Source organism: Haladaptatus ordinarius (assembly GCF_054177595.1).
On the sequence record NZ_JBPEHH010000018.1, the window covers coordinates 24,670 to 46,388 of the forward strand.

At 61.7% G+C, this 21,719-nt stretch carries 20 protein-coding genes and 1 tRNA gene; 10 read left to right on the plus strand and 11 right to left on the minus strand.

The annotated features are described in order from the left end of the window. Positions 1–162: 162 nt before the first annotated feature. Positions 163–1,434, minus strand: coding sequence for an MFS transporter (locus tag ACR3FF_RS08650; protein WP_458187594.1), 1,272 nt, complete (start codon positions 1,432–1,434; stop codon positions 163–165). Between the two features lie 444 nt (positions 1,435–1,878). Then, on the minus strand, positions 1,879–3,528 hold the full coding sequence (ligA, locus tag ACR3FF_RS08655; protein WP_458187595.1) for an ATP-dependent DNA ligase LigA: 1,650 nt from the start codon (positions 3,526–3,528) through the stop codon (positions 1,879–1,881). Between the two features lie 263 nt (positions 3,529–3,791). Between ligA and ACR3FF_RS08660 the strand changes: the two genes are divergently transcribed. Together ACR3FF_RS08660 and ACR3FF_RS08665 are read left to right on the plus strand one after the other, a co-directional pair. After that, positions 3,792–4,130 carry a hypothetical protein gene (locus ACR3FF_RS08660; RefSeq protein WP_458187596.1) on the plus strand — a complete coding sequence of 113 codons (339 nt, stop codon included), beginning with the start codon at positions 3,792–3,794 and terminating at the stop codon, positions 4,128–4,130. Between the two features lie 27 nt (positions 4,131–4,157). Then, the gene (locus ACR3FF_RS08665) at positions 4,158–5,660 is read left to right on the plus strand and encodes a glutamate-cysteine ligase family protein (RefSeq protein WP_458187597.1); all 1,503 of its coding nucleotides are present in this window, start codon (positions 4,158–4,160) and stop codon (positions 5,658–5,660) included. Here the strand turns inward: ACR3FF_RS08665 and psmB are convergent. Next, positions 5,657–6,391, minus strand: coding sequence for an archaeal proteasome endopeptidase complex subunit beta (gene psmB, locus ACR3FF_RS08670; RefSeq protein WP_458187598.1), 735 nt, complete (start codon positions 6,389–6,391; stop codon positions 5,657–5,659). The two genes, ACR3FF_RS08665 and psmB, sit on opposite strands and share 4 nt — an antisense overlap. A gap of 75 nt (positions 6,392–6,466) precedes the next feature. Next, on the minus strand, positions 6,467–6,646 hold the full coding sequence (locus ACR3FF_RS08675; RefSeq protein ID WP_458187599.1) for a hypothetical protein: 180 nt from the start codon (positions 6,644–6,646) through the stop codon (positions 6,467–6,469). A 446-nt stretch (positions 6,647–7,092) separates the two neighbouring features. On the opposite strand from ACR3FF_RS08675, the gene ACR3FF_RS08680 reads away from it, so the two are divergent. After that, complete coding sequence (locus tag ACR3FF_RS08680; protein ID WP_458187600.1) at positions 7,093–7,293, plus strand: hypothetical protein; 201 nt, start codon at positions 7,093–7,095, stop codon at positions 7,291–7,293. Here the strand turns inward: ACR3FF_RS08680 and ACR3FF_RS08685 are convergent, their stop codons facing one another. Together ACR3FF_RS08685 and ACR3FF_RS08690 are read right to left on the minus strand one after the other, a co-directional pair. Continuing rightward, a complete protein-coding gene (locus ACR3FF_RS08685) occupies positions 7,294–9,003 on the minus strand; it encodes an adenine deaminase C-terminal domain-containing protein (RefSeq protein WP_458187601.1) in 1,710 nt (569 codons plus the stop codon). Further along, positions 9,000–9,953, minus strand: a complete 954-nt coding sequence (locus tag ACR3FF_RS08690; RefSeq protein ID WP_458187602.1) for an MBL fold metallo-hydrolase — start codon at positions 9,951–9,953, stop codon at positions 9,000–9,002. Before ACR3FF_RS08690 ends, ACR3FF_RS08685 begins: the two co-directional genes overlap by 4 nt. A 115-nt stretch (positions 9,954–10,068) precedes the next feature. On the opposite strand from ACR3FF_RS08690, the gene ACR3FF_RS08695 reads away from it, so the two are divergent. Beyond that, positions 10,069–10,314, plus strand: a complete 246-nt coding sequence (locus ACR3FF_RS08695; protein WP_458187603.1) for a DUF7553 family protein — start codon at positions 10,069–10,071, stop codon at positions 10,312–10,314. Here the strand turns inward: ACR3FF_RS08695 and ACR3FF_RS08700 are convergent. Beyond that, positions 10,311–11,645 (minus strand): hypothetical protein, encoded by a 1,335-nt coding sequence (locus ACR3FF_RS08700; RefSeq protein WP_458187604.1) that lies wholly within the window; start codon positions 11,643–11,645, stop codon positions 10,311–10,313. The genes ACR3FF_RS08695 and ACR3FF_RS08700 overlap by 4 nt on opposite strands. A gap of 94 nt (positions 11,646–11,739) precedes the next feature. Here ACR3FF_RS08700 and ACR3FF_RS08705 point away from each other — a divergent pair. Continuing rightward, positions 11,740–11,814: transfer RNA gene (locus ACR3FF_RS08705), tRNA-Val, on the plus strand. A 282-nt stretch (positions 11,815–12,096) separates the two neighbouring features. Here ACR3FF_RS08705 and ACR3FF_RS08710 read toward each other — a convergent pair. From ACR3FF_RS08710 to ACR3FF_RS08725, 4 genes are all read right to left on the minus strand, one after another. Then, positions 12,097–12,387 carry a hypothetical protein gene (locus ACR3FF_RS08710; RefSeq protein ID WP_458187605.1) on the minus strand — a complete coding sequence of 97 codons (291 nt, stop codon included), beginning with the start codon at positions 12,385–12,387 and terminating at the stop codon, positions 12,097–12,099. A gap of 196 nt (positions 12,388–12,583) precedes the next feature. Continuing rightward, entirely contained in the window at positions 12,584–13,453 is an 870-nt protein-coding gene (sucD, locus tag ACR3FF_RS08715; protein ID WP_458187606.1) for a succinate--CoA ligase subunit alpha, read from the minus strand. Beyond that, complete coding sequence (gene sucC, locus ACR3FF_RS08720; protein ID WP_458187607.1) at positions 13,450–14,595, minus strand: ADP-forming succinate--CoA ligase subunit beta; 1,146 nt, start codon at positions 14,593–14,595, stop codon at positions 13,450–13,452. The genes sucD and sucC overlap by 4 nt, the downstream gene beginning before the upstream one ends. 98 nt (positions 14,596–14,693) lie before the next feature. Further along, complete coding sequence (locus ACR3FF_RS08725; protein WP_458187608.1) at positions 14,694–15,386, minus strand: TVP38/TMEM64 family protein; 693 nt, start codon at positions 15,384–15,386, stop codon at positions 14,694–14,696. 367 nt (positions 15,387–15,753) lie between these two features. On the opposite strand from ACR3FF_RS08725, the gene ACR3FF_RS08730 reads away from it, so the two are divergent. The 5 genes from ACR3FF_RS08730 (at position 15,754) to ACR3FF_RS08750 (ending at position 21,598) form a co-directional block, all read left to right on the plus strand. Next, positions 15,754–17,007, plus strand: a complete 1,254-nt coding sequence (locus tag ACR3FF_RS08730; protein ID WP_458187609.1) for a CDP-glycerol glycerophosphotransferase family protein — start codon at positions 15,754–15,756, stop codon at positions 17,005–17,007. A gap of 147 nt (positions 17,008–17,154) precedes the next feature. Then, a complete protein-coding gene (locus tag ACR3FF_RS08735) occupies positions 17,155–18,087 on the plus strand; it encodes a glycerophosphodiester phosphodiesterase (RefSeq protein ID WP_458187610.1) in 933 nt (310 codons plus the stop codon). 93 nt (positions 18,088–18,180) lie between these two features. Further along, positions 18,181–19,740, plus strand: coding sequence for an HAD-IIA family hydrolase (locus ACR3FF_RS08740; RefSeq protein WP_458187611.1), 1,560 nt, complete (start codon positions 18,181–18,183; stop codon positions 19,738–19,740). Next, entirely contained in the window at positions 19,737–20,522 is a 786-nt protein-coding gene (locus ACR3FF_RS08745) for a sugar phosphate isomerase/epimerase family protein (protein ID WP_458187612.1), read from the plus strand. The genes ACR3FF_RS08740 and ACR3FF_RS08745 overlap by 4 nt, the downstream gene beginning before the upstream one ends. 119 nt (positions 20,523–20,641) lie before the next feature. After that, positions 20,642–21,598 carry an NADPH:quinone reductase gene (locus ACR3FF_RS08750; RefSeq protein ID WP_458187613.1) on the plus strand — a complete coding sequence of 319 codons (957 nt, stop codon included), beginning with the start codon at positions 20,642–20,644 and terminating at the stop codon, positions 21,596–21,598. Positions 21,599–21,719: the final 121 nt, after the last annotated feature.

The following is a 21,719-nucleotide window of genomic DNA, read 5'->3' on the forward strand; positions in this document are numbered from 1 at the left end:
GGACGTGTCTGAGGACGATGGCTACGTCGAAACGATTCACGTCTCGGACGTGACGGGCCGATGGTACGTCTTCGTCTCGCCATCAGAACCGGCCTCCCTGGTTTCGACCGTACCTTCGGCGACCAACTCGTCCAGTGCATCGTCGAGAGAGATGCGACCGCGTCAATCGTCGGACGTGGCTATCGACGACGCCGTGGTCAGGAGCGGTCGGTGTGAGATGGCGATACCGAGTGAGACACCGAGTGGGATGACGCCCACGAGAGCGAGCGCCACCGCCGGTGTCATCGCATCCGCGACTTGTCCACCGATTATCAGAAATGGAATACGGACGACAGCCCCGACGAAGGCGACGGCACTGAGCTTCGTCGCCCGACCAACGGAGTCCGCTCTGTCGTTCAGGTAGGTGCTGTGAATCGGATGGGCGACGTCACCACAGGTTCGGAAACCGACGACAGCCACGAGTGTCGTGACCACGGTGAGAGAACCATTCAGCATCCAGATACCGACGAGTGGAAGCAACATCGTAGCACCACCGATGCCGACCAGCACGAGCAACGCGCCAGTCGACCCCAGCGTCTCACGGAGAGTATCTGCCCTATCGACGGCGGCCGCAGACAACGCGGTGAACGTCGCGTAGAGGCAACCGAGGACGACGAACTCCGGAAATGGAACGCCTGCGACGGTTACGGTCGTTTGCGGCAGGACGCGGACTACCACGGGTTGGAGGTAGTCACCCGCGGCGGACGAGGCTTCGGTGAAGACAGCGACGATACCGACGACGACGCGGAGATCACGACGCCCGAGGAAGCGTCGAATCACGGTCAATGCACGACGGGGAGTGAGGGGAGTGTCGCCACCGTCTCCGATACCATCGCTGTTCCGGTAGTTCCTATTCGCGGGCAGCGACGCGACGATGGCGACGCCGAGCCAACTGAGTGTGGCGGCAAAGGCAAATGGAATCAGCGGGTGAAAGACGTAGAGGAGACCGCCGGCGACCATTGTCATCGCAGAAACCCAGAGACGCAGTGCGGAGCCACGGCTCTCGATTTCGGTGTACCGCCCTTCCTCGCCAGCCTCCACGGGAGAATCGTACAGCCATGCCTCGGTGATACTCGATTGAAAGGCACTGGCAAATCCGAAGACGACCACGACGGCCGTCGTCGAGCGCACGAACGCCCACGAGGAGATGCCGACTGCGAACAGCGTCTGGCTGAGCAGGAGACTTCGCCGACGACCGAAACGGTCGCCGACGTATCCGCTGGGTACCTCGCCGAGGATGGTCACCGCGGCCATCATCGAACTGCCGATAGCCAGGTCGGTGAACGTCACTCCACGATTAACAAGGAACACGTTCAGGAACGGGCCGATAAATCTGATTGCGGAGATGCAGCGGTAGGCGTAGTACGTTAGCACCGCCCGGCGGAGTTCGTTCACCACGACCACCTCCGAGGAAACCCGTGGGAAAGAGCGCACAGCAAAACCGATGAGCTGGCCGTCTCGGAGACGGAGGGGAGTGCGTAGAGCGATACTGTCGGTCGGAACTGTGTGTGAACTGTCGGAACATACGGCGTGACGGAGTGGTGGTCACAACGCAGGTCACCGCTCAGTGTCACGGGCACGGATACCCGAAGCTACGCGGTGTTGCGTCGTCGGACTACGATCGAAATGTCACGCCGTTATCGACATACACCGGGGATAGTGAAATACAGATGACAAATTTACTGTGGGGAGTCTCCCAAACTCCTGTCGAGGGGCGAGTCCTTTCGTTCACGACCGTCTGCGTTTGGTCCGTGCGGCCACGACGCTGTCATCCCGGTGCGCGAAAATTCCCGTCCGGATGCCGAGCACTCGCTCGATACTGAACCGAATCGAAATACATCATCTCTGCTGCGTTTCTGCGAGTCGTTCCACGCGCGAAAGCGAATCAGCATCGTCCGGCGATTTGTCGTCGCGGACGCCGAGAAATCGCGGGAAGCGCAGGGCGTAGCCGGACGAGTAGGTCGGCGACCGTTGAATCTCCTCGTAGCCGACTTCGAAGACGACCCGCGGCGTGATTTCGACCGTTTGTCCGTCCTGCGTAGCGATGTGCGGTTCGAGGAGTTCGGTCAGTTCGGCCAGTTCCTCGTCGGTGATACCGGTGGCGACCTTGCCGATTGTCTCGAAGCCGTCCTCGGTCCACGCCGACAGCAAGAACGTGCCGAGGAAACTCGCCCGTCTGCCCTCGCCCCACTCCGCGCCGGTCACCACGAGGTCGACGGTCTCCACGTCCGGTTTTCGCTTGAGCCAGTTCTTCCCTCTGCGACCCGGCGAGTACGTCGAATCGGGATTTTTCAGCATGATGCCCTCGTGACCCGCCTCCAGCGCGTTCGCCTCGACGTCGGCGATCTCTTCTGCGTCGTCGGTGACGGTGAGCGCTGAGACGCCGCCCGACAGTACCGCTTGCAATCGGTCGTGGCGTTCCGCAAGAGGTGCCGAGAGCATATCCTCGCCGTCTGCGTGCAGGCAGTCGAACGCCCGGAGTTCGAGGCTCACTTCCTCGCGGGCGCGGGCGACGTCGTGTTTTCTGCGGAATCGTCGCAGGACTTCCTGAAACGGGAGGGGTTCGCCCTCGTCCATCGCCACGACTTCGCCGTCGATGATGGCAGAGGTGTCGCAATGTTCGCGGGTGTACTCCACGATTTCGGGGAGGGCGTCGGTCACGTCCTCCATGTTCCGCGAGAAGATTCGAACGTCCTCGCCGTCGTAGTGAATCTGCGTTCGAGCGCCGTCGAACTTCCACTCGACGCCCGCTTTCTCCCAGTCGTCGAGTGCGTCGGAGACGGTACCCGCCTGCGCGAGCATCGCCTGCACGGGCCGACCGACTTCCAATTCCATCGCATCGAGTCCCGTTTCGCCCTCGTCGCGGGCGACTCGGGCGACGCGGCCGTAATCGTTCGACACCTGCAATGCGCGTTCGACCGCGTCGACGGGCACCTCGAACGCCCCCGAGATGGCGTCTCGAACCGTCCCCTCGCCGACGCCGATTCGCATCTCCGAGAGGACGAGTCGGGCGAGATAGCGCGCTTCCTTCGAACTGGTTCGGTTGAACAGTCCGAACAGAATGTCCATCTTCGTGTCCTGGCTCCCCGACCCCTCGGTGTGTGCCAGCGTTTCGAGTTCCTTTGCGACGGTCGCGACGGTCAACTCGTCTCGCCCCGAACCGAACGCGGCGAGTCCCTGCTGCCCGCCGAAGTCGTAACTCGCCGCGACTGCGCCGACGTCTCCCATCTCGGCGAGGCGGTCTTCCACGTCGTCGGCCGAGACGTTCCGCCCGGCAGCGCGGGCGATAGCCGTATAACAGAGGTTCGGCCCGATATCGAGCGTTATGGAGTCCCACGCCGGGAACACCCGGCCCTGGACGAACCGGGCGAGCACTTCGACGTCGTCGTTCGCGGCCGAGAGGAGGTCGACGACGGCCTCGATGATGTCGCTGTCGGCACTCAGTTCTTCGATTTCACCAGCACGCTCGGCGAACTCCGCGAACTCCATTACCGGCGATTTTCGACGGGCGGAGATAAATCGAACGGTCGATAATTCACGGACTGGATGGTTGAAACACTCGTTTTACTTTACCGACAATTTTTACGAAGGGAGGACGACAGGGAAGGTGTGCGCCGCCGCGAACTACTCGTTTCTGCCGGAGTGCTCGTGAGCAGCGGTTGTCTCGGCCAGTTGGTCGGCGGGAAGCGGACTGACGAGAGTATGTCCGTGACGTTGAATTTGCCGTCGGTAACGCCGACGGTTCGACTGACGTGGAAGCACCCCCGAACGTTCGATTTCGGCCAGATTCGAAGCAGATCGTCGTTTCGGGCGCGCTCTGGGTCGGTTCCGGGTCGTGTAATAAGGCAAAACTCGCCACGGTTTCGTACGACCGGTCGAACGAAACGCTCGACGTTGTCGTTAAGACGGGAGAGAAAGACGGTCTTTTGCGCGATATTCCGCTTTTGCCGGTCGGCTGTACGGCTGATATGAGCGCAGATGCTTACGAACTCGTCGTCACGTTCCGTGAATCAGTGGCGAGGACAGTCATTGCGACTGAGCGCCGCCACGGCGAAGCGACGAAAACGACGGCCACAAAGCCCGTGGATTGAAGCGTCTGGCACGCTCACTCCCCTCCAATGACTGAGGACCTCGTATCGCAGGTTCAGGACGTACTTTCCGTCGACAGTAGCGGGTTTCAAACTCGCGTCGAGGAGGACGCAGAGGTCATCAAGCGGGAACTCGCGGACGGAACGTTCGACAATCCGCAGGCCATCATCGGCTTCGAGTACGAGTTCTACGCCGTCGATGCCGAGACGAAAGCCCTCGCCCGCGTCCCACGCAGACTGCTCGAACTCATCGGATTCGAGAAGGAACTGGGCTTGCACAACGCGGAGATGTCGACCAGTCCGCAACCGTTGAACGAGTACGGTCTGGCCGCACAGGAAGCCGAGGTGAAAGCCCGCCTGTCTGCGGCGGAGAATCGAACCACTACCGAAGGGATGCTCCTCGTCAGCGACGGCCTCTGGACGATTCCGCCGGAAGGCGAGACCGCCCGCGAGTATCTCACCGACAGCGTCGAAGACGACGGTGTCAGAATCGCGTCGAACATGAGCGACTCGGTGCGGTATCACGCGATGGCGAACGCCGACGACACGGCGGGGATGGAACTCGACGCTCCACACGTCTCGCTCTCGGCGGAGACGGTGATGCCGGAGAGTCTCATCACGTCGATTCAACCCCACTATCAGATGCCTCACGCCCGCGACCTGCCGACCTACTTCAGATACGCGATTCGAATCGCGGCCCCACTGCTTGCGCTGGGCGTGAACTCGCCGTTCTTCCCACCGGACCTGTACGACGACGCGCCGCCGGAGGAAATCGTCGACGAAGCGTGGATGGAAAACCGAATCGGTGTCTTCGAGTCGGTGCTGAATCAGAACGACCCCGGCAAAGTTCGGTTCCCCGAAGACGTCGAATCGGTCGAAGCGACTATCGACAACATAGCGGCAGACCGCACGATGGTTCCGATGCCCGTATCACGTTCGGCCCGCTTCGACGACGAGTTCGCCCACTTCCGACTGAAACACGGAGCCTACTGGCGCTGGGTGCGACCGGTCTTCGGCGGCCCGACGCGGTCTGCCGCCAACGCCAGACTCGAATTTCGACCCATCGCGGCCCAGCCGACCGTTCGGGATTCGATCGCGTTTCAGGCGGCGTTCGCCGGCTTGTTAGAGAGCACGTTCCGCCGGGAACATCCCGTTCGCCACCTCGACTGGGTGGTCGCGCGAGACAACTTCTACGCCGCTATGCGCGAGGGACTCGACGCCGACCTCTACTGGATTACCAACGACGGTGAGGAGACGACCGACACTGAGTCGGTGTTCGCCGACCTGTTCGCCCACGCGAAAGACGGACTGCAAGCCCGGGGGTTGTCCGACGAGACGGCCGCGAAGTATCTCTGGCCGCTTCGTCAACGTGCCCGCCACGGCGTGACGCCGGCGGGATGGAAAAAGACCGAGGTTCGGGAACGACTTGACGACGGTCAGACGTTCGCAGACGCTATCGAAGGGATGCAGCGGACGTACATCGACCGACAGAAAGAGACGTTACTCGAGGGAAGTTTCGCAGACTGGACCTAGAGCACGTCGTCGAAGTTCTTGTGGCCGACGATTTCCACGTCTTCTTCCGTGATTTCTGCGAGGAACACACCGTTTCCGCTGCCCGTGTCGCGCTCGACCGCGCTCTTGATACCGCGGGCCGCGATGGTCTTTGCCTCCTCGTTCGAGAGACCCTCCTCGTAGTCCTGTTCGAGCACACCGTAGGCCAGTTGCATCCCGCTTCCCGTGACGGTGTAGTCGTCGGACATGACGCCACCGGCGGGGTCGAGGCTGTAGATGTGAGACCCTTCTTCGTCGATACCACCGAGGATTGGAGAGACCATGAAGAACGGGCCGCCACGGAGCATGTTCCCTGCGAGCGTCGAGAGGGCCTGCATACTCATCTGCTCGCCGCGCCGCGATTCGTAGAGATTCGATTCGATGCGCATCGTCCGGATGAACGACTGTGCGCCCCCGACCGACCCGGCCATCGTCAGTGCCGCCCTCGGGTGAATCTGTTCGACCTTCTGGACGTTCTTGTTCGAGACGAATCGCCCGCCGAGGCTGGCACGCATGTCAGTCGCCATGACGACGCCATCTGCGGTCGTGAGACCGATGGTCGTCGTCCCGGTCTTGTTGACGTTTTTGAGGTCGTCTTTCGAGAACTCACTTTGGGGCAGCGAGCCGATTTCCGGCTCGTACGGACTGGTTTCGGTGCCACTGACGCGCTCGAGATTGCGCGAAAATTCGGAACCGTGCATTGGAGTACGCATTACCCGGACGTAATCCGTCAGCACTGATAAAACCAACCATTCCGGGTATGGACTGTCGTAAAACCAGCAGTCGTGTTACGCGTTCGATTCTGTGGCCTCGTCGTACGCTTTCTCTAGTGTCTCCATGAGACGGTGCATCGGGATTGGCACACCTGCCCGCCGGGCTACGAGGGCAACCGGAAGCAGGAGAATGCCGGTCAGGACACTAAGCTGGTACAGGGCGAACAGGGTCAGGCGTCGTAGCGGTGCGAACATCTCGTACCTCGGCCGTGCCTGAGCTATCTCTCTATAAAAGCATTTCTGAATTCTTACTATCATAATTATTTATGTTGCGGAACATGCCCGGCGCAGTCTGCCGATTCAACTATGCTTGTCCACTGGTCAACTGAAGACGGATTCGAGCGCGTCACGACGTAGGAACGGAGTTTCTAACGCTGGGCGTACGCATAAGTTATGGACATTATCGGTCTCTCGTGCGCGCAGACTGGTCAAATCAGCTGACACGTGTCACCACGAATCGTGGCTCGGTACGTCGAGTTCTGACGTCCCCAGAAGTTCGCACTCGGCGCGTCGTTCGCCTGGCCCCGGCCTGCGATTCGAACCCGACCGTCTCGTCGGGCAAAGCAGGGAACCGAACCGTCGTCTGACAGTTCGACCGTGGCCGGTACGCTTTTGCTCACGACTATCGTACGCCGTTCGTCATGCCCGAGAAGGTATACGACGTGTATCTGGTACCGACTGGAAAACGGGGGAGCGAACAGAACATCGTCTCGCCGGTCGAAGGTTCAGAACTGGAGTTCTACGAAACGGGAGTCTGGCTCACGCGAACCGGTGGCAGAAATTTCTTCCCGTACGAGCAGATTCGAACGATTCGAGAGCACGACGGGAGCGACCGAGCGTAGTTAGCTCGCGTCCAGGCCGACGATTTCACGGGCGAAGATGTCTGCGTAGCCCGAGAAGGAGAGTTTGAGCGACGGAACACCGGGGAACGTGAGCGTCTGGAGTGCGAGCATCGGTCGCTCCACGTCCACACCCAGACGGCGGAGCGCGTTCCCTATCGCGCCGTAGAGTTTCGCCGTCTCCTCGACTTCGAGGTCGGAGCACACGCCGCCGACCCGCGTCGGCAGTTCCGCGACCACGTCACCGTCTTTGACGACGGCCCAGCCACCACCCATATCGTTGACGTGGGCGACCGCGTGACGCACGTCGTCGCCGCTTCCGACCGCCACGACGCCGGGAAGTTCCCAGGTGAGACTGGTCGCTACCGCTCCGTCGAGCGTCCCGTAACCCGCCAGAAAGCCGGTGAAGCCGGTTCCGTCGCCGTCGGGGTGCCGGTCTAACAGGGTGGCCTTCAACAGTCCGTGTTCCGGTGCGGCGACGAGTTCGCCGTCTTCGACGGGGGGTTCGACCCTCGTCTCTCCGGAGAGCAGACCGCCCCGGTACTCGATTGCCCGCACTGGCCCGTCGATTGCGGGCACTCGGAATTCCTCGGGGTCGGTGCTGACGTTCACACTGTCGTAGAAGTGCTCGGGATACTCATAGGAACGCGGTGCGACGGTGGTCTCGTGGTTGTTGTAGACGATTTCGCCGCCACTGACGACGGTGGTGACGTTGACGGTCTCTAAGTCGTTGATGATGACCACGTCGGCGATGCTCCCGGGGGCGAGCGTCCCGAGGTTCTGCAGGCCGAAGTGTCGCGCCGGGTTGAGCGTCACCATCCGAATGGCGTCGGCCGGTGGGACCCCCTCTTCGATGGCCCGGCGAACGACCACGTCCATGTAGCCCTCGCGGGTGAGCTGTCTCGGCCACATCCCGTCCGTCGAGAGCGAAATCTCGCTCGCTCCGATTTCCTCGTAGGCCTCGCCGACCGCACCCATGTCGTCTCGAATCGACCCGTACCGACCGATGGCGTGGATGCCGTTCTCGACGCGCTCGATAATCTCGTCGGCGGTGATAGCCTCGTGGTCGTCGTCGACGATGGACGCGAACGCCTGTAGTTTCGGACCCGAACAGCCTGCGCCGTGTCCGGTGACCGTCTTCCCTTCGCGTTTGGCGCGTTCGTACAGCACCTCCGCTCGCGTGTCGCGTCCGACGGCGTGAATCCAGTCGGTTTCGCCGACGCCGACGATCCGCGGGTCTTCGAGGAGGTGAGCGAGCGATTCGGGGTCGGCGCGTCCGGGTTCGAACGTGTCGATTATCGGTTGTGGCGGGACGGAAGCGTACACGCGAATCGGGAGGTAGGACGTCGCGGCGAGCAACTGCTCGACACCCTCCGTTCCGAAGGCAGGGCCGAATCCAGTCACCTCCGAGACGACGGTCGTCGTCCCACCTTCGAGGGCGTAGTGGTAGGCGTTCTCGAACGTCTGGTGGAGGTCCAGGTGGGTGTGAGCGTCGATGAATCCCGGAACGACGACGCGGTCGGTCGCGTTGATGACCTTCGTGTCGTCGCCGATAGCATCCGTCGCGGATTCTGGTAGGGCCGCGACGCGATTGTTCCGTATCACCACGTCACGGGCCTGGAACTCACAGAGTTCGGGGAGGAGAACGCGGCCGTTTCGGATGACGAGATCTGCAGGTTCGTCATCGAGAGCGACTGGTTGCAAGTCGTTCACGCCGTCACCTCCTCGTACACCACGACACCGCCGCGTTCTTCGTGTTCTATCTCTCCTCGGTCTTCGAGCACGTCGAGGTGACCGACCGCCTCGCTCATGGCCGGGAAGTACTCCGTCGCGGGCAGGTCGTCGAACAGCGCGTTCATCACGTCGAACGCCGTCGTCGGGCCGTCCACGATGTCACGGACGGTCTCGGTTCGGTCTTCGTGGGCGGCGAGAATCTCTTCGATTCGCTCCGTCGGGGCCGTAATCTCCTCGCGGTGGCCCGGAAGAAATCCGTCGAATTCGCGGTCGCGGAGCTGTTCGAGAGACCGGTTGTACGCCGGGAGGACGCGGGGACGGCTGTCGCCGTCCTCGGCAGGCGGCTGGAGGAGCGGGTTCGGCGTGATGTCGGGGAGGACGTGGTCGCCGACGAGCGCGCGCGACTCGCCATCGGTTTCGAAGGTGAAGATGGTTTCACCCGGCGCGTGTCCCTGCACCGCTTCTGCGGTCACGTCGACTCTTTCGACGGAGACCGATTCGCCGTCCGTCAGTTCGAGGTCCGTTTCGACGCCGGGTGAGACGGAGAGGTACGCCGCCGGGAGGTCGGTCACTGTCCTGGCAGTGGTCTCTGCCATCCCGCTCCGGTCGAAGAAGTCGGCGAAGTACGACTGTTCGTACTCCAACCGTCGTTCGAAATCGCTGATTATCTTCGCCGTTTCGGGACTCGCGACGACGCGCGCGCCCAATTCTCGAAGCCGTGCCGCCAGTCCGAAGTGGTCGGGATGTGGGTGGGTGACCAGCACCTGCTCGATGTCCGTTGGGTCGAGTTCGCGGTGTTCCAACTCTTCGAGCAACGCTGTCCATGCTTCTTCACTTCCCGGACCGGGGTCGACCAGCGTCCGCCCCGCGAGATAGGCGTTCACTGGTCCTATTTGAAACGGCGTCGGAATCGAAAACCGGGTGAACATACCCCTGCTTTCTTTGCCCGAGGTAAAACCGTTTTTGAACCGCCAGTCGATTCCGCATTCTGGCGAAATCGTTATATTTGTCCCCTTCGTAAGGACACAATTGGAGTACACGACGATGAACAAACATTTCGAAGACGCGTGGTACTACCTTCGACGTGCCGGCACGCACCTCGAACGTGGTATCAGAGAGGAACTGGAACCGTTCGAACTGAAGATTCGAGAGGCGACCGGCAGGGAGAAGACTCGAGAACCGTCCCGGAGCGGGACGGTGCGGTCGAACATCCAGGACGTAGAGAAGAAGGCAAAACGACGCTCCCGTGACGCAGTGCGCGACGCGCGAAAACGTATCGGGCTGAGCTAAGGTTCGAAACCGACGCACTCACAATCGGTGAAATCGCAGTTCTCGAACCGCGGCGACGCCGCATTCTTTCGGTCGACGTCGACTCGTCCACGGAACGTCGAGTTTCGGAGTTCGACGTCGTCCGCCTTGACCAGCACCGTCGTTCGGTCGCTGGCTTCGTGGGTGGCGGTCACGCCGTCGAACACGACGTTCGCGCCGAGAACGTTGATTCCGTTTCGATTGTTCGCTCCCGATTCGAAGGTGAGCGTGCAGTCTCGAAGCGTCGTACCGTCGCGCCAGAGTTCCGCGCAGTAGGTGTGTTTCGAGCCGTCGCCGCCGTCGTGCAGTTCGACTCGTTCCAGTAGCACCTCGCTCACTCCGTCCTGGGTCGCCTCGTCCTCGGCCGACCAGTCGTTGACCTTGATGGCTCGGGCCGACGAGTCACAGTCGATTCGGAGGTCACGCACGCGGGCCGACAGACTCGAAACGCGCAGACCGTCGTTGTCGCAGTTCGGCAGAGTCATCTCGCCGCCCGAGACGTGCACTTCCCCCTCCTGCAACCAGAGACCACACCCGGTGTACGTCGTCTCGTCCACGTCGATTCGAACGTTCCGGGCCACGTCGCCGTCTCCCAGGCGGAGGTTCGCGTTCCCGTTGTCCTTCCAGCGTCCTCCCTCGACGACGCACGGCCCCTCGCCGCCGGCGAGGTAGCCACCGTTGTTCACCCACCCCTCGACGTGACACTCACGGAACGTCAGCTCGCCTCGATGGTCGTCGGTGACGCTGATGCCGATCGGATGGCTCGTTTGGGACTCCACGGACGACTGGTCGGGATACGCGTCGGGGCGAAACGCACAGCCATCCGGAAGCGAGACGTTCACGACCCCCGACCCGTCGGGGTGCGTGACGGCGGCGTAAATCGCGCCGAGGGCCTTCTTTTCCGCCGACGCGCACTCGCCGACCACCGACACGTCTTCGATTCGGAGGTCGCGAGCGGCCCGTGCGGAGACGGCTTGCGCGCCCACCCCATCCGCGCTCATATCGAACGTGAGATTTCTCACCTCCACGCGCTCGGCGGCCTCGTCGGGTGCCACACCCCACCCGCCGCCCACGTCGAGACAGTACTGCTGGTCGGGGTCGGTCACGACCAGCGTCGCGTGCGGGTCGCCCTCGATGGCGATAGCTTCGCAGTCGTTGTGCTCGAACCGTCCGTCTATGTGGTATCGCCCTTCGGGCAGGACGAACTTCGTCCGAGCGTCAGCGTGTTCGGCGAGGACGCGATGCAGCGACTTCTCGCCGTCTCGAACGGCAGGGTCCCTCTCGGCAACGTTCACCACGTTCCAGTCGTTCACGTCAGGGGGTGGGTATCCGCGACCCTTGGTCGTAGTGGCCGCCCGCTTTCGAAAGCAAGTCTTAAGTCTCGGGCAAGGAAATCTGAAACTGCGAGGGTCGGTAGTCTAGTCCGGTTATGACAGCTCCTTCACACGGAGCAGATCGGCAGTTCGAATCTGCCCCGACCCACTCGTTTTGTGGCGAACAACTCGGTGAGTGCCGCGTCTGCGGCACTCGCCCCAGCGTGAGCCACGAAATAGTCGGAGGGGCAGTTCGAACTAGACAAGACGCAGTCCGCGGAGCGTAGCGGTGTGAGCAGACCCGTCTTGGCGTAGTTCGAATGCCGAAATTAGTCGATTTGGGTATCGTCGGCAGGGACGGTGAAACAGTCCGCCTGCGTGAACTCTCGACCGACCTCGAAGGTCTATTCACGCTGGCGAGGCGGTACGATTCGAAAACGAGCCGAGAGTCTTAGACTGCGTCCTCTACTTTGCTGTTGATACCCGACTGGATGAGATACACCGCGATGGGTGCGACGAGAATCCACAGTATGAAGAGGTTAGTACCGTCCTGGTCGTCGACGACGTTCTCCGAGAGCTGACACAGTTTCCAGACGACGAGGTTGTAGAACGGAACGAACAGACCGAGCGTTCGGAGCGTCGGGTCGTACTTTTTCCCGAACTCCTTCTGATACTGCTTGTGCACCTGGTGCATCCAGTACAGGCCGTAGAAGCCCAGTGAGAGGACGAAAAACAGAATCATCTTCCCATAGCTTCGTTGATCGAGGGCCGTCCCACCAGTACTGTCGTCTTCGTTACCTGATATACGGTAGAGAGGTATTACTGCGCACATATATGTATTATTTCAAATATTTACTATGTGATATCGTATTTCAACTACACTTTTCACAATAACCCCGATAGTCGACGGTGCGACGCAAGAAAAGTGAAAACGTAGATTACAGGATGTCTTCGATGTTGTCCGCGACTTCCTCGGGCGTGTCGCCGACCGGAACGCCCGCGTCGTTCAGCGCGTCTATCTTGCTTTTGGCCGTCCCGGTTCCACTGCCGGAGACGATAGCGCCAGCGTGACCCATGCGCTTGCCCGGCGGAGCGGTACGGCCCGCGATGAAGCCAGCCACGGGAGTGTCCATGTTCTCGGCGATGAACTTCGCCGCCTGTTCTTCGTCCTCACCACCGATTTCGCCGCACATGACGACGGCGTCGGTGTCCGTGTCGTTCTCGAACAGTTCCAGCGCGTCGATGAAGTCCGTTCCGATGATGGGGTCACCACCGATACCGATGGCGGTCGTCTGCCCGATACCGCGCTGGGTCAGGTTGTCCACGACCTGGTAGGTCAGCGTCCCCGAGCGGGAGACGAGACCGACGTTGCCCGACTCGAAGATGTTGCCGGGCAGGATACCCAGTTTCGCCTCGCCGGGCGTGATGATGCCGGGACAGTTCGGCCCGATGAGTCGTGTGTCGACTTCCGAGAGGCGCTTGTAGATTCTCGACATGTCCTGGGTCGGAACGCCTTCGGTGATGGCGACCACGAGGTCCAGGTCGGTGTCGAGCGCCTCGAAGACGGCGTCGCCAGCGAACGCGGGCGGGACGAAGACGACGGACGCGTCGGCGTCCTCTGCTTCGACGGCTTCGTTCACGGTGTCGTAGACGGGCACGCCTTTCACTTCCTGTCCGCCTTTGCCGGGCACAGCGCCCGCCACGACGTTCGTTCCGTACTCCATCATCTGCTCGGTGTGGAAACTCCCCTCACCGCCTGTGATACCTTGGACGACCACACGGGTTTCGTCGTCGACGAGAATGCTCATGCTTCGACCTCCTCAGCGTTTTTGACGGCACGCTGGACCGCGTCTTCGAGCGTCGCTTCGACCTGGACGAGGTCGGTGTTCAGAATCTCCATCCCCTCCTCTGCGTTGGTGCCGGCGAGGCGGACGACCACGGGTTTCGGAATTTCGTCCAGCGATTCGAGTGCCTCGTTGATACCCTTGGCAACCTCGTCGCCACGGGTGATGCCGCCGAAGATGTTGAAGACGACCGAATCGACGTTCTCGTCGGAGAACACCATGTCCAGCGCGTTGGTCACTCGTTCGGCCTTCGCGCCGCCACCGATGTCGAGGAAGTTGGCGGGGTTCCCACCGTAGTAGTCCACAAGGTCGAGCGTCGTCATGACTAGTCCGGCCCCGTTCCCGATGATGCCGACGTTGCCGTCGAGTCGGACGTAGTCGAAGCCGTACTCGCCCGCCTTGCGTTCAAGGTCGTCCTCGTAAGAGTCCTCTTCCATCTCGGCGAGGTCGGGATGACGGAACAGCGCGTCGTCGTCGATGTTCAACACTGCGTCCGCAGCGACGACTTCGTCGTCCGCGGTTAGCATCAGTGGGTTGATTTCGGCGTCGCTCGCGTCTTTGTCCTCCCAGAGGTCGTAGAGCGTCGTGAGGACGCTCGCCACGTCCAGTGCCACGTCGCGGTCAACACCTGCGTCGTAGACCGCCTTCCGGGCCTGATAGGGGTGCATCCCGAACGCCGGGTCGACGTGTTCGCGTGCGATGGCGTCTGGGTCTTCTTCGGCGACTTCTTCGATGTTGACACCACCTTTCGAGGAGACCATGGCGACGGGTTCGCCCTCGCCGCGGTCCATCGTCACGCCGACGTAGAGTTCGTCGGTGAAATCGACGGCCCCTTCGACCAACAACTTCTCGACCGTGTAGCCTTTGAGGTCCATCCCGAGGATGGACTCTGCGGCGTCTTCGGCTTCCTCGCGGTTCTCGGCGAGCTTGATACCGCCGGCCTTCCCGCGGCCGCCGACGTGTACCTGCGCTTTCACCGCGACCGGATAGCCGATGTTCTCCGCCGCCTCGACAGCCTCGTCGACACTCTCTGCGAGTGCCGCGTCGGGCGTCGGAATCCCCGCGTCGGAGAACACCTCCTTCGCCTGGTACTCGTGTAGCCTCATGCACTCGAAAAGGGGTTTCCGTGCCGCTTAAATCCCGCCGGTTCGGGATTCTCGGAGCGGTCGACGCTGGCGCGACTGGCCAACGGATGGACGATATATCACCGAGTGAATCGTTCGACCAACGCGTCTCGTTTGAGGTATCCCCACGCAGAGAGTACGAGGAGGCCCCCGACGATGAGTCCCATCTGAACGAGGCGATTCGCTGCGAGTTCTGCACCGGCGAGATTGATGAGGAAGTAGCCGGGCAATCGACCGAAAAACGACACCGCGACCATCTTCCGGATGTCCATCTCGGTGAGTCCCCCGGCGAAACAGATGACGTCGTCCGGTAAGCCGGGGATGAGGAAGACGAAAAAGAGCGCGAGTAGTCCCCGGTTTCCGACCAGTGAGTCGAACCGTTGGAGCGTCTCGACGTGAACTACCTTCTCGACGTACGGCCGGCCGTACCGCCGGGAGAGCGAGAACGCGATGTAGCTTCCGATCGTCGCCCCGAGCAGGCTGTAGGCGGTCCCATAGACGGGCCCGAAGAGGTAGCCGCTACCGAACGCAAGCAACTGTCCGGGGATGGGTGCGACGACGACCTGGCTCGCCTGCAACAGGACGAACACCACCGGTGCGAACAGGCCGAATCCCCGGACGTACTCTCGAAGTGCGGCGGAGTTCGTGAGAACCGGGAACCGCTGAGGGAGAAGAACGGACGCACCGACGAACACGATGGAGATGATGGCGAGGTACACGAGTGTCGTTCGTCTGCTCCGAGCGGAAGTGAAGATTCGGACCTCGCGGAGCATCTCGAACGGTCGTCGCGAAGCCGACATGTAATATTAGCGACTCCTGGCGAGCACGGTTCGTCGACCACCGTCGTCGGAGAACGCAGTTGTCCCTACGACGAGGGTCGGTTCGGAGTAGGGAACGTCGCTATCAGGATCGAAAATTCTCATCGTACCGATAGTATCCATGGTAGCGATATTCGAGTAATACCAGTTTAATCTATGGAATGAGTTCTCCGAGTAAGTTCGGTTCTTCGCTCCACGGTCCTGTCGACCCCGTCGTCTTTTTCGGCTCTCGTGTGGGTGGAGACTTTTCTCTCGTCTCGATACGACACCGTCTCCGACGCAAGCAGGTGATTTTTGCCAGTAGCGACCGTTCGTCGGTGCTGTGAAATTCGACCAGTCCGGACTCGTCTCACGGGTGCGGTCGGGACTTCGCGCCCTCTCCACGCGGGTCGAGCGCGCTTCGCTCTTCCCCCAGTGGCTGCTGTACCTCGTCGTGAAACGACTGTCGAGAACCTGGACGCGGGACGACTCCCTGTGGGTGTTCGGCGCACGTGGCGGCGACGCGTTCGTGGACAACGCCAAGTACCTGTATCTCCACGTCGCCGACGAACAACCGGGCGTTCGTTCCGTCTGGCTCTCGAAGAACCGGCGGGTCGTCCGCGAACTGCGGAAATCCGGGTACGAAGCCCACTACTGCTACTCTTTCCGCGGATTGTTGGCGAACCTCCGTGCAGGGGTCGTCGTCGTGACGCAAGGACATCGCGACGTCGTCATGCCGTGCTGTGCCGGTGCGAAGACGGTACTCCTCTGGCACGGGGTCCCCCTGAAGAACGTCTCCTGGGACGCCGAGTTTCCGGACGAACCGGCACCGCTCAGAGCGGTCCACGAGTACATGGCGGGGGAGTTCGACCGACTCGCCGTCCCGGGAGAGAATCTCACCGACGTGTTCGAATCCGGTCTCCACATCGACCCTGACCGGATGGTGATAACCGGCTATCCTCGCCTCGACCCGCTCTTCGGACCCGTGCGGGGGAGCGACCTCGGAACGGACGAGACGGCGGGACGACGAGTACGGCGACTTTCACGGGACTCTCGTGTCGTCTTCTACTTACCGACGTTTCGAGACGACTCGGCCGCTGATATCGCGGCCCACCTCGATTTTCGGGCCCTCGACGACTTCCTGGAGCGCGAGGACGCGTATCTCGTCGTCAAAACCCACGCTCGGGAGCGATTTTCCTTCCCGCCGAACCTCTCACGAATCGTTTCACTGCCCGAGCAGTGTGACGTGTATCCGTTACTCCGATTCGCGGACGTGCTCGTTACCGACTACTCCTCTGTTTACTTCGACTTCCTGTATCTCGACCGTCCGGTCGTGTTCTACGCGTTCGACCGTGCCAGGTACGAGGAGACGCGGGGATTCTACTTCGACTACGACGAGATCACCGCTGGCCCGATAGCCTCGGATTTCGACGACTTGCTCGCTGCCTTGTCACAGGTGCTAGAGGACGATTCCGCCGTCGCAGCGCGACGGACGACCAGACGGCATCTGCTGACCGACGTGCGACGCGACGGCCACCAGTCGGCGTCGGTGTACGACGCGATAGTGCAGTCGTTCTCCCCGGACGAATCTATATAGATTGCTGTGAAACCGCCTGCCACTCTAGAGTTCAAAGGAATTCCATATACTAAAAAGAAACATTGAAGTTCGGTTGGCCGTATTCGCTGGTAAGGGTGGCAGAACCGCCATAGCGCGCCGGACGCGCGGATCTGCCCGAATCAGCATATGGCACGCACGAGCGGAACGGCGGAACGACAGTCGGCGAACCTAGAACAGCGCTCTTCGGACCTCGAACTATCCACGGACATCGACCAGCAGGCGGTATCCAGCAGCGACCTCTCGGTTATCGCCCACCGCGGCTTTGCAGGCGTCTACCCAGAAAATACGGTCGCTGCGATTCGTCAGTCGACGACCGCGCTGGGGAGCACGCCGGAGATGGTAGAAATCGACGTCCATCCGACTGCCGACGGCGAGGTCGTCGTCTTTCACGACAGCCGACTCGACCGATTGACCGACGCCCCGGAGTCGATTGCGAACCAACCCGTCTGGGACCTCCCTTTCGAGACGCTGAGCGACGTGCAGATTCTCGGCACCGAGGAGACGATACCGCGGTTGGAGACCGTCCTCAATGCGATTCCACCATCGGTCGGAGTGAACGTCGAGTTCAAAAACCCCGGCACGCTCGACGTTCGAACGCACGAGAACCTCCCACCCGGTGAACGAGACAGCCAGAAAGAGTTGTGGCTTCCGTTCGCCGACCGCGTCGTTTCGACGCTCGCCGGCTACGACCACGACGTTCTCGTCTCCTCGTTCGCCGAGGGTGCACTCGCGGCAGTGCGCGAGGTCGACTCGACGATTCCCGTCGCAGCAGTGTTCGCAGAATCCATCGTCGACGGCTTCGAAATCGCCCGTCGATACGAGTGTGACGCGATTCATCCGCCCTGGAACATGATAGCTGGGACAGAACTGTTCAACGACGAGTACGGGTCGTTCGGCCCCTACGACGACGTCGACATCGTGAATGTCGCTCACGAGGAGGGCTACGACGTAAACGTCTGGACCGTCGAGAGCTGGTATCAGGCGACCCAACTTCGCGACGCTGGTGTGGACGGCATCATCGCGGATTATCCGAACGTTCTCCGGTTTTCCGACGAGTGAGCGAATCGTCGAGATTCGTGACTTTCACCGAACTGCCACGTAGCCAGCAACGTTATCACGAACTACGTCGCGGTATTGGGTCGGTGTCATTTCATGAAGGGGGTCATTCTGGCAGCGGGGGTTGGGTCTCGACTTCGACCGATAACGCTTCACAAACCGAAATGTTGTGTGACGGTAGACGGAACGCCGGTTCTCGCCCGACAACTCGACGCCTACGTCGACGCGGGGATAACGAACGTAACCGTCGTCGCCGGTTATCTGGCCGACCACGTGCGGTCCGTCTGTGAGAACGTCGAAAGCCGGCGTCCGAGCCTCGACGTGACCGTCAGAACGAGCGACGTGTACGCCAACACGGACAACATGTACTCGCTTTCCCTCGCCGGTGAGGAGGTCGCCGGCGAGGAGTTCGTTCTCAGCAACGGGGACGTCGCCTTCGACCCCGGACTTCTCGCGACCCTCGTCGAAGCCGACGTCGACAGCGCCGTCGCCTGCGACAGTGGACAGATAATCGACGAAGCGATGAAAGTCTCCGTCGACGAGAACGACCGAATCACACACATCGACAAGGGTATTCCGGAGCAAGCCGCCCACAGTTCGTCCACCGACGTCTACAGATTCTCCGAGGCGTTCTCGACGATGCTGTTCGACGAGATTACGAGGACCATCGACCGACGCGGCGAGTACGGCGAGTGGACCGAGGTCGCTATCGACAGGGTCGTTCGAACCCATCCCCACGACCTCACGGCCGTGGACGTCGGTGAATACGACTGGGTCGAAATCGACGACCTCGAGGATTTACAGGCGGCAGATCGCACCTTCAGTTCGCTCTCGTGGCTCGATTCGAAAGAGGTGGTCTTCTTCGATCTGGACGGAACCGTCTATCTCGACGACGACCTCGTCGACGACGCGAGAGCGCGCATCGAAACGCTACGCGAGTCCGGCGTCGACGTCTACTTTCTCTCGAACAACTCCTCGCGGTGGAAGGACCAGTACGTGGCGAAACTGGACGCGCTGGACGTGGAAGCAGACGTCGACGACGTGCTCCTCTCGACGGATGGCGTCATTCAGCATCTCGAAGACGTAGACGAGGAGGTGTACGTTCTCGGCACGACGGCGATGCGGGACGCGCTGGCCGCACACGGCGTCGAAGTCGGTGCCGACGATCCCGAACACGTGGTCGTCGGTTTCGACACCGAACTCACCTACGAGAAGGCCCGCGAGGCGACCCTCGCCATCCGCGACGGGGCGACGTTCTTGCTCGCACATCCCGATGCCGTCTGCCCGACGGCAGCGGGGATGGTTCCAGACTGCGGTTCGATCGGTGCCCTCGTCGAACGAGCGACCGACCGGAAACCGGACCGAATCTTCGGCAAGCCGAACACGGAGATGATACAACACGTCCTCGACAGAAACGGATACGCCCCTGAAGACGTCGTCGTCGTCGGCGACCGATTAGAAACCGACGTGCAGTTGGCCGAAAACGTCGGCTGTGAGTCGGTGTGCGTGCTGACCGGTGACGCCACTCGGTTCGACGTCGAACGGAGCGACGTCTGCCCGACGCTCGTCGCACCGAGCGTCTCCGCGCTCGACCAGTTCGTGACGGGGTCGTCGGAGGCGAGGGCACAGCGAGTCGTCGACGAGGAGGCGTCGTGAGCGACGTTCGAATCGGGTTCGTGACCCAGACGCACACGGGCGACGTATCGTGGCAGGAAGCGCTCGACCAGGGCGCACGCCTCGGGTTCGATTTCGCCGAACTGTACATGGACGGGTCGACCGAGCGAACGACGCTCGACCCGGCGGCAATCACGTCGCTCGCAGCGGACGACGGTCTCGACCTGCTCGTCCACCTCCCGTTCGTAGACGTCGAAATCGGTTCACCGAGGGCGGGAATCAGAGCGGCATCACGCGAAGAACAGAAGACGTGTATCGAGACTGCCGCGGAGATGGGTGCGGAAAAAGCGGTGTTGCACGCGAGTTCTCACGCCAGGCCGCCGGAGTGGAACGTCGCAGACGTGGAACCGCATCTGCTCGAAGCGATACGTGAACTCGACGCGTTCGCCGGCGAACGCGACGTGGAAATCTGTGTCGAGAACCTTCCCGGTGTGCTGTTCACGGTCCACGACTTCGACCGCGTGTTCGCCGAAACGGAGGCGTCGATGACGTTCGACACGGGCCACGCACGCGTCGACAGGATGGACGCCCAGGACATCGCCTCCTTTCTGACCGACCACGGCAAGCGGATCTCGCACGTCCACGTCAACGACGCCCGTCGCGCGGCGGATGAACACGTCCCGACCGGTTCCGGAACCCTGGACTTCGAGACGGCACTCTCCCCACTTCGAGAGGGGTGGTCGGGCACCGTCTCGGTCGAGGTGTACACCTTCGACTTCGACTACCTCGAACTGAGCAAGCGAAAGTTGGACAGCTATCTCTGAGCGGGTGGACTTGGGAGGGAATCAGTCGGCGTCCAGACGGACCGGTTGGTAATCCGAACACGTCGGCGGTAGCCTGCGTTCCCTGCGGACTTATTTTCCTGCCCGACGTTGGTTCGGGTATGCGCGCAGTACGCTATCACGAACACGGTGGGCCAGAGGTACTCCGAGTGGACGACGTCGACCGACCGGAACCGGACGACGACGAACTGCTCGTGGCGGTTCGCGCCGCCGCGGTGAACCCCGTCGACACCTACTTCCGCGAGGGGTCGTACCCACCCGGCGACCTCCCGTGGATTCCGGGGTCCGATTTCGCCGGGGTGGTCGAAGCGGTCGGCACGAACGTCGACGGATTCGCCGAAGATGACCGGGTGTTCGGTACTGGCCTCGGCAACGACAGACCGGGTACCTGCGCCGAGTACGTCACGACGCCGACCGACCGAGTGGCGCTCCTCCCCAGTGGGGTCGGCTTCGACGAAGGTGCCGCAGTCGCCCTCGTCGGCGTCACGGCGTGGCGGGCACTGGTCGACCACGCCGGACTCGAACCCGCCGAAACGTGTCTGATTCACGGCGGGAGCGGCGGCGTCGGTCACGTCGCCGTCCAGCTAGCGGCCTCGACCGGCGCACGCGTGACGACGACCGCGAGCGAAGGATATCACGACCGTCTCGCAGACCTTGGTGCGAGAACCGTCCTTGACTACGCACGCGACGACCTCACGGACGCGGTGGGCGAGGCGGGCGAACCGAACGTCGTCCTCGACCACCGTCTCGACGATTACCTCCACTTCGACGCCGACGTGGCCGCGCAGGGTGCACGCGTTGTCGGCATCGGTAACGAAGACGTAACGGCGGGCTTCGAGAACGTCCCGGCGGCGCGCTCGAAAGAACTCACCATCACGCTGATGAGCATGTTCAACACCCCCGACATTTCGGTGGTGTTGGAACGATTGGCTCGTCTGGTCGCCGACGGCGAGATCGTCCCGGAGATAGAACAGGTGTACTCGCTGGACGAGGTCGACGACGCACAGCGCGACGTGATGGAGACGAGTTTCCTCGGGAAACTCGTCGTGGAGCCGTGAATCGAAAAGGCCGTTCTCTCCCCACGAAAGCGGTCGAACGGTAGCTGTGAGCGCACCGATTATCGCTCTCTTTCAGATAGCCTTTCCAACATGTTTGACTTCATATAGTTATAACCCTGGT

Coding starts and splice junctions, on each gene's coding strand:
- ACR3FF_RS08695 (WP_458187603.1), top strand. CDS start 10,069: ATGAACAAACATTTCGAAGACGCGTGGTACTACCTTCGACGTGCCGGC.
- sucD (WP_458187606.1), bottom strand. CDS start 13,453: ATGAGCATTCTCGTCGACGACGAAACCCGTGTGGTCGTCCAAGGTATC.
- ACR3FF_RS08750 (WP_458187613.1), top strand. CDS start 20,642: ATGCGCGCAGTACGCTATCACGAACACGGTGGGCCAGAGGTACTCCGA.
- ACR3FF_RS08725 (WP_458187608.1), bottom strand. CDS start 15,386: ATGCTCCGCGAGGTCCGAATCTTCACTTCCGCTCGGAGCAGACGAACG.
- sucC (WP_458187607.1), bottom strand. CDS start 14,595: ATGAGGCTACACGAGTACCAGGCGAAGGAGGTGTTCTCCGACGCGGGG.
- psmB (WP_458187598.1), bottom strand. CDS start 6,391: ATGCGTACTCCAATGCACGGTTCCGAATTTTCGCGCAATCTCGAGCGC.
- ACR3FF_RS08710 (WP_458187605.1), bottom strand. CDS start 12,387: ATGATTCTGTTTTTCGTCCTCTCACTGGGCTTCTACGGCCTGTACTGG.
- ligA (WP_458187595.1), bottom strand. CDS start 3,528: ATGGAGTTCGCGGAGTTCGCCGAGCGTGCTGGTGAAATCGAAGAACTG.
- ACR3FF_RS08690 (WP_458187602.1), bottom strand. CDS start 9,953: ATGTTCACCCGGTTTTCGATTCCGACGCCGTTTCAAATAGGACCAGTG.
- ACR3FF_RS08675 (WP_458187599.1), bottom strand. CDS start 6,646: ATGTTCGCACCGCTACGACGCCTGACCCTGTTCGCCCTGTACCAGCTT.
- ACR3FF_RS08735 (WP_458187610.1), top strand. CDS start 17,155: ATGGCACGCACGAGCGGAACGGCGGAACGACAGTCGGCGAACCTAGAA.
- ACR3FF_RS08680 (WP_458187600.1), top strand. CDS start 7,093: ATGCCCGAGAAGGTATACGACGTGTATCTGGTACCGACTGGAAAACGG.
- ACR3FF_RS08665 (WP_458187597.1), top strand. CDS start 4,158: ATGACTGAGGACCTCGTATCGCAGGTTCAGGACGTACTTTCCGTCGAC.
- ACR3FF_RS08740 (WP_458187611.1), top strand. CDS start 18,181: ATGAAGGGGGTCATTCTGGCAGCGGGGGTTGGGTCTCGACTTCGACCG.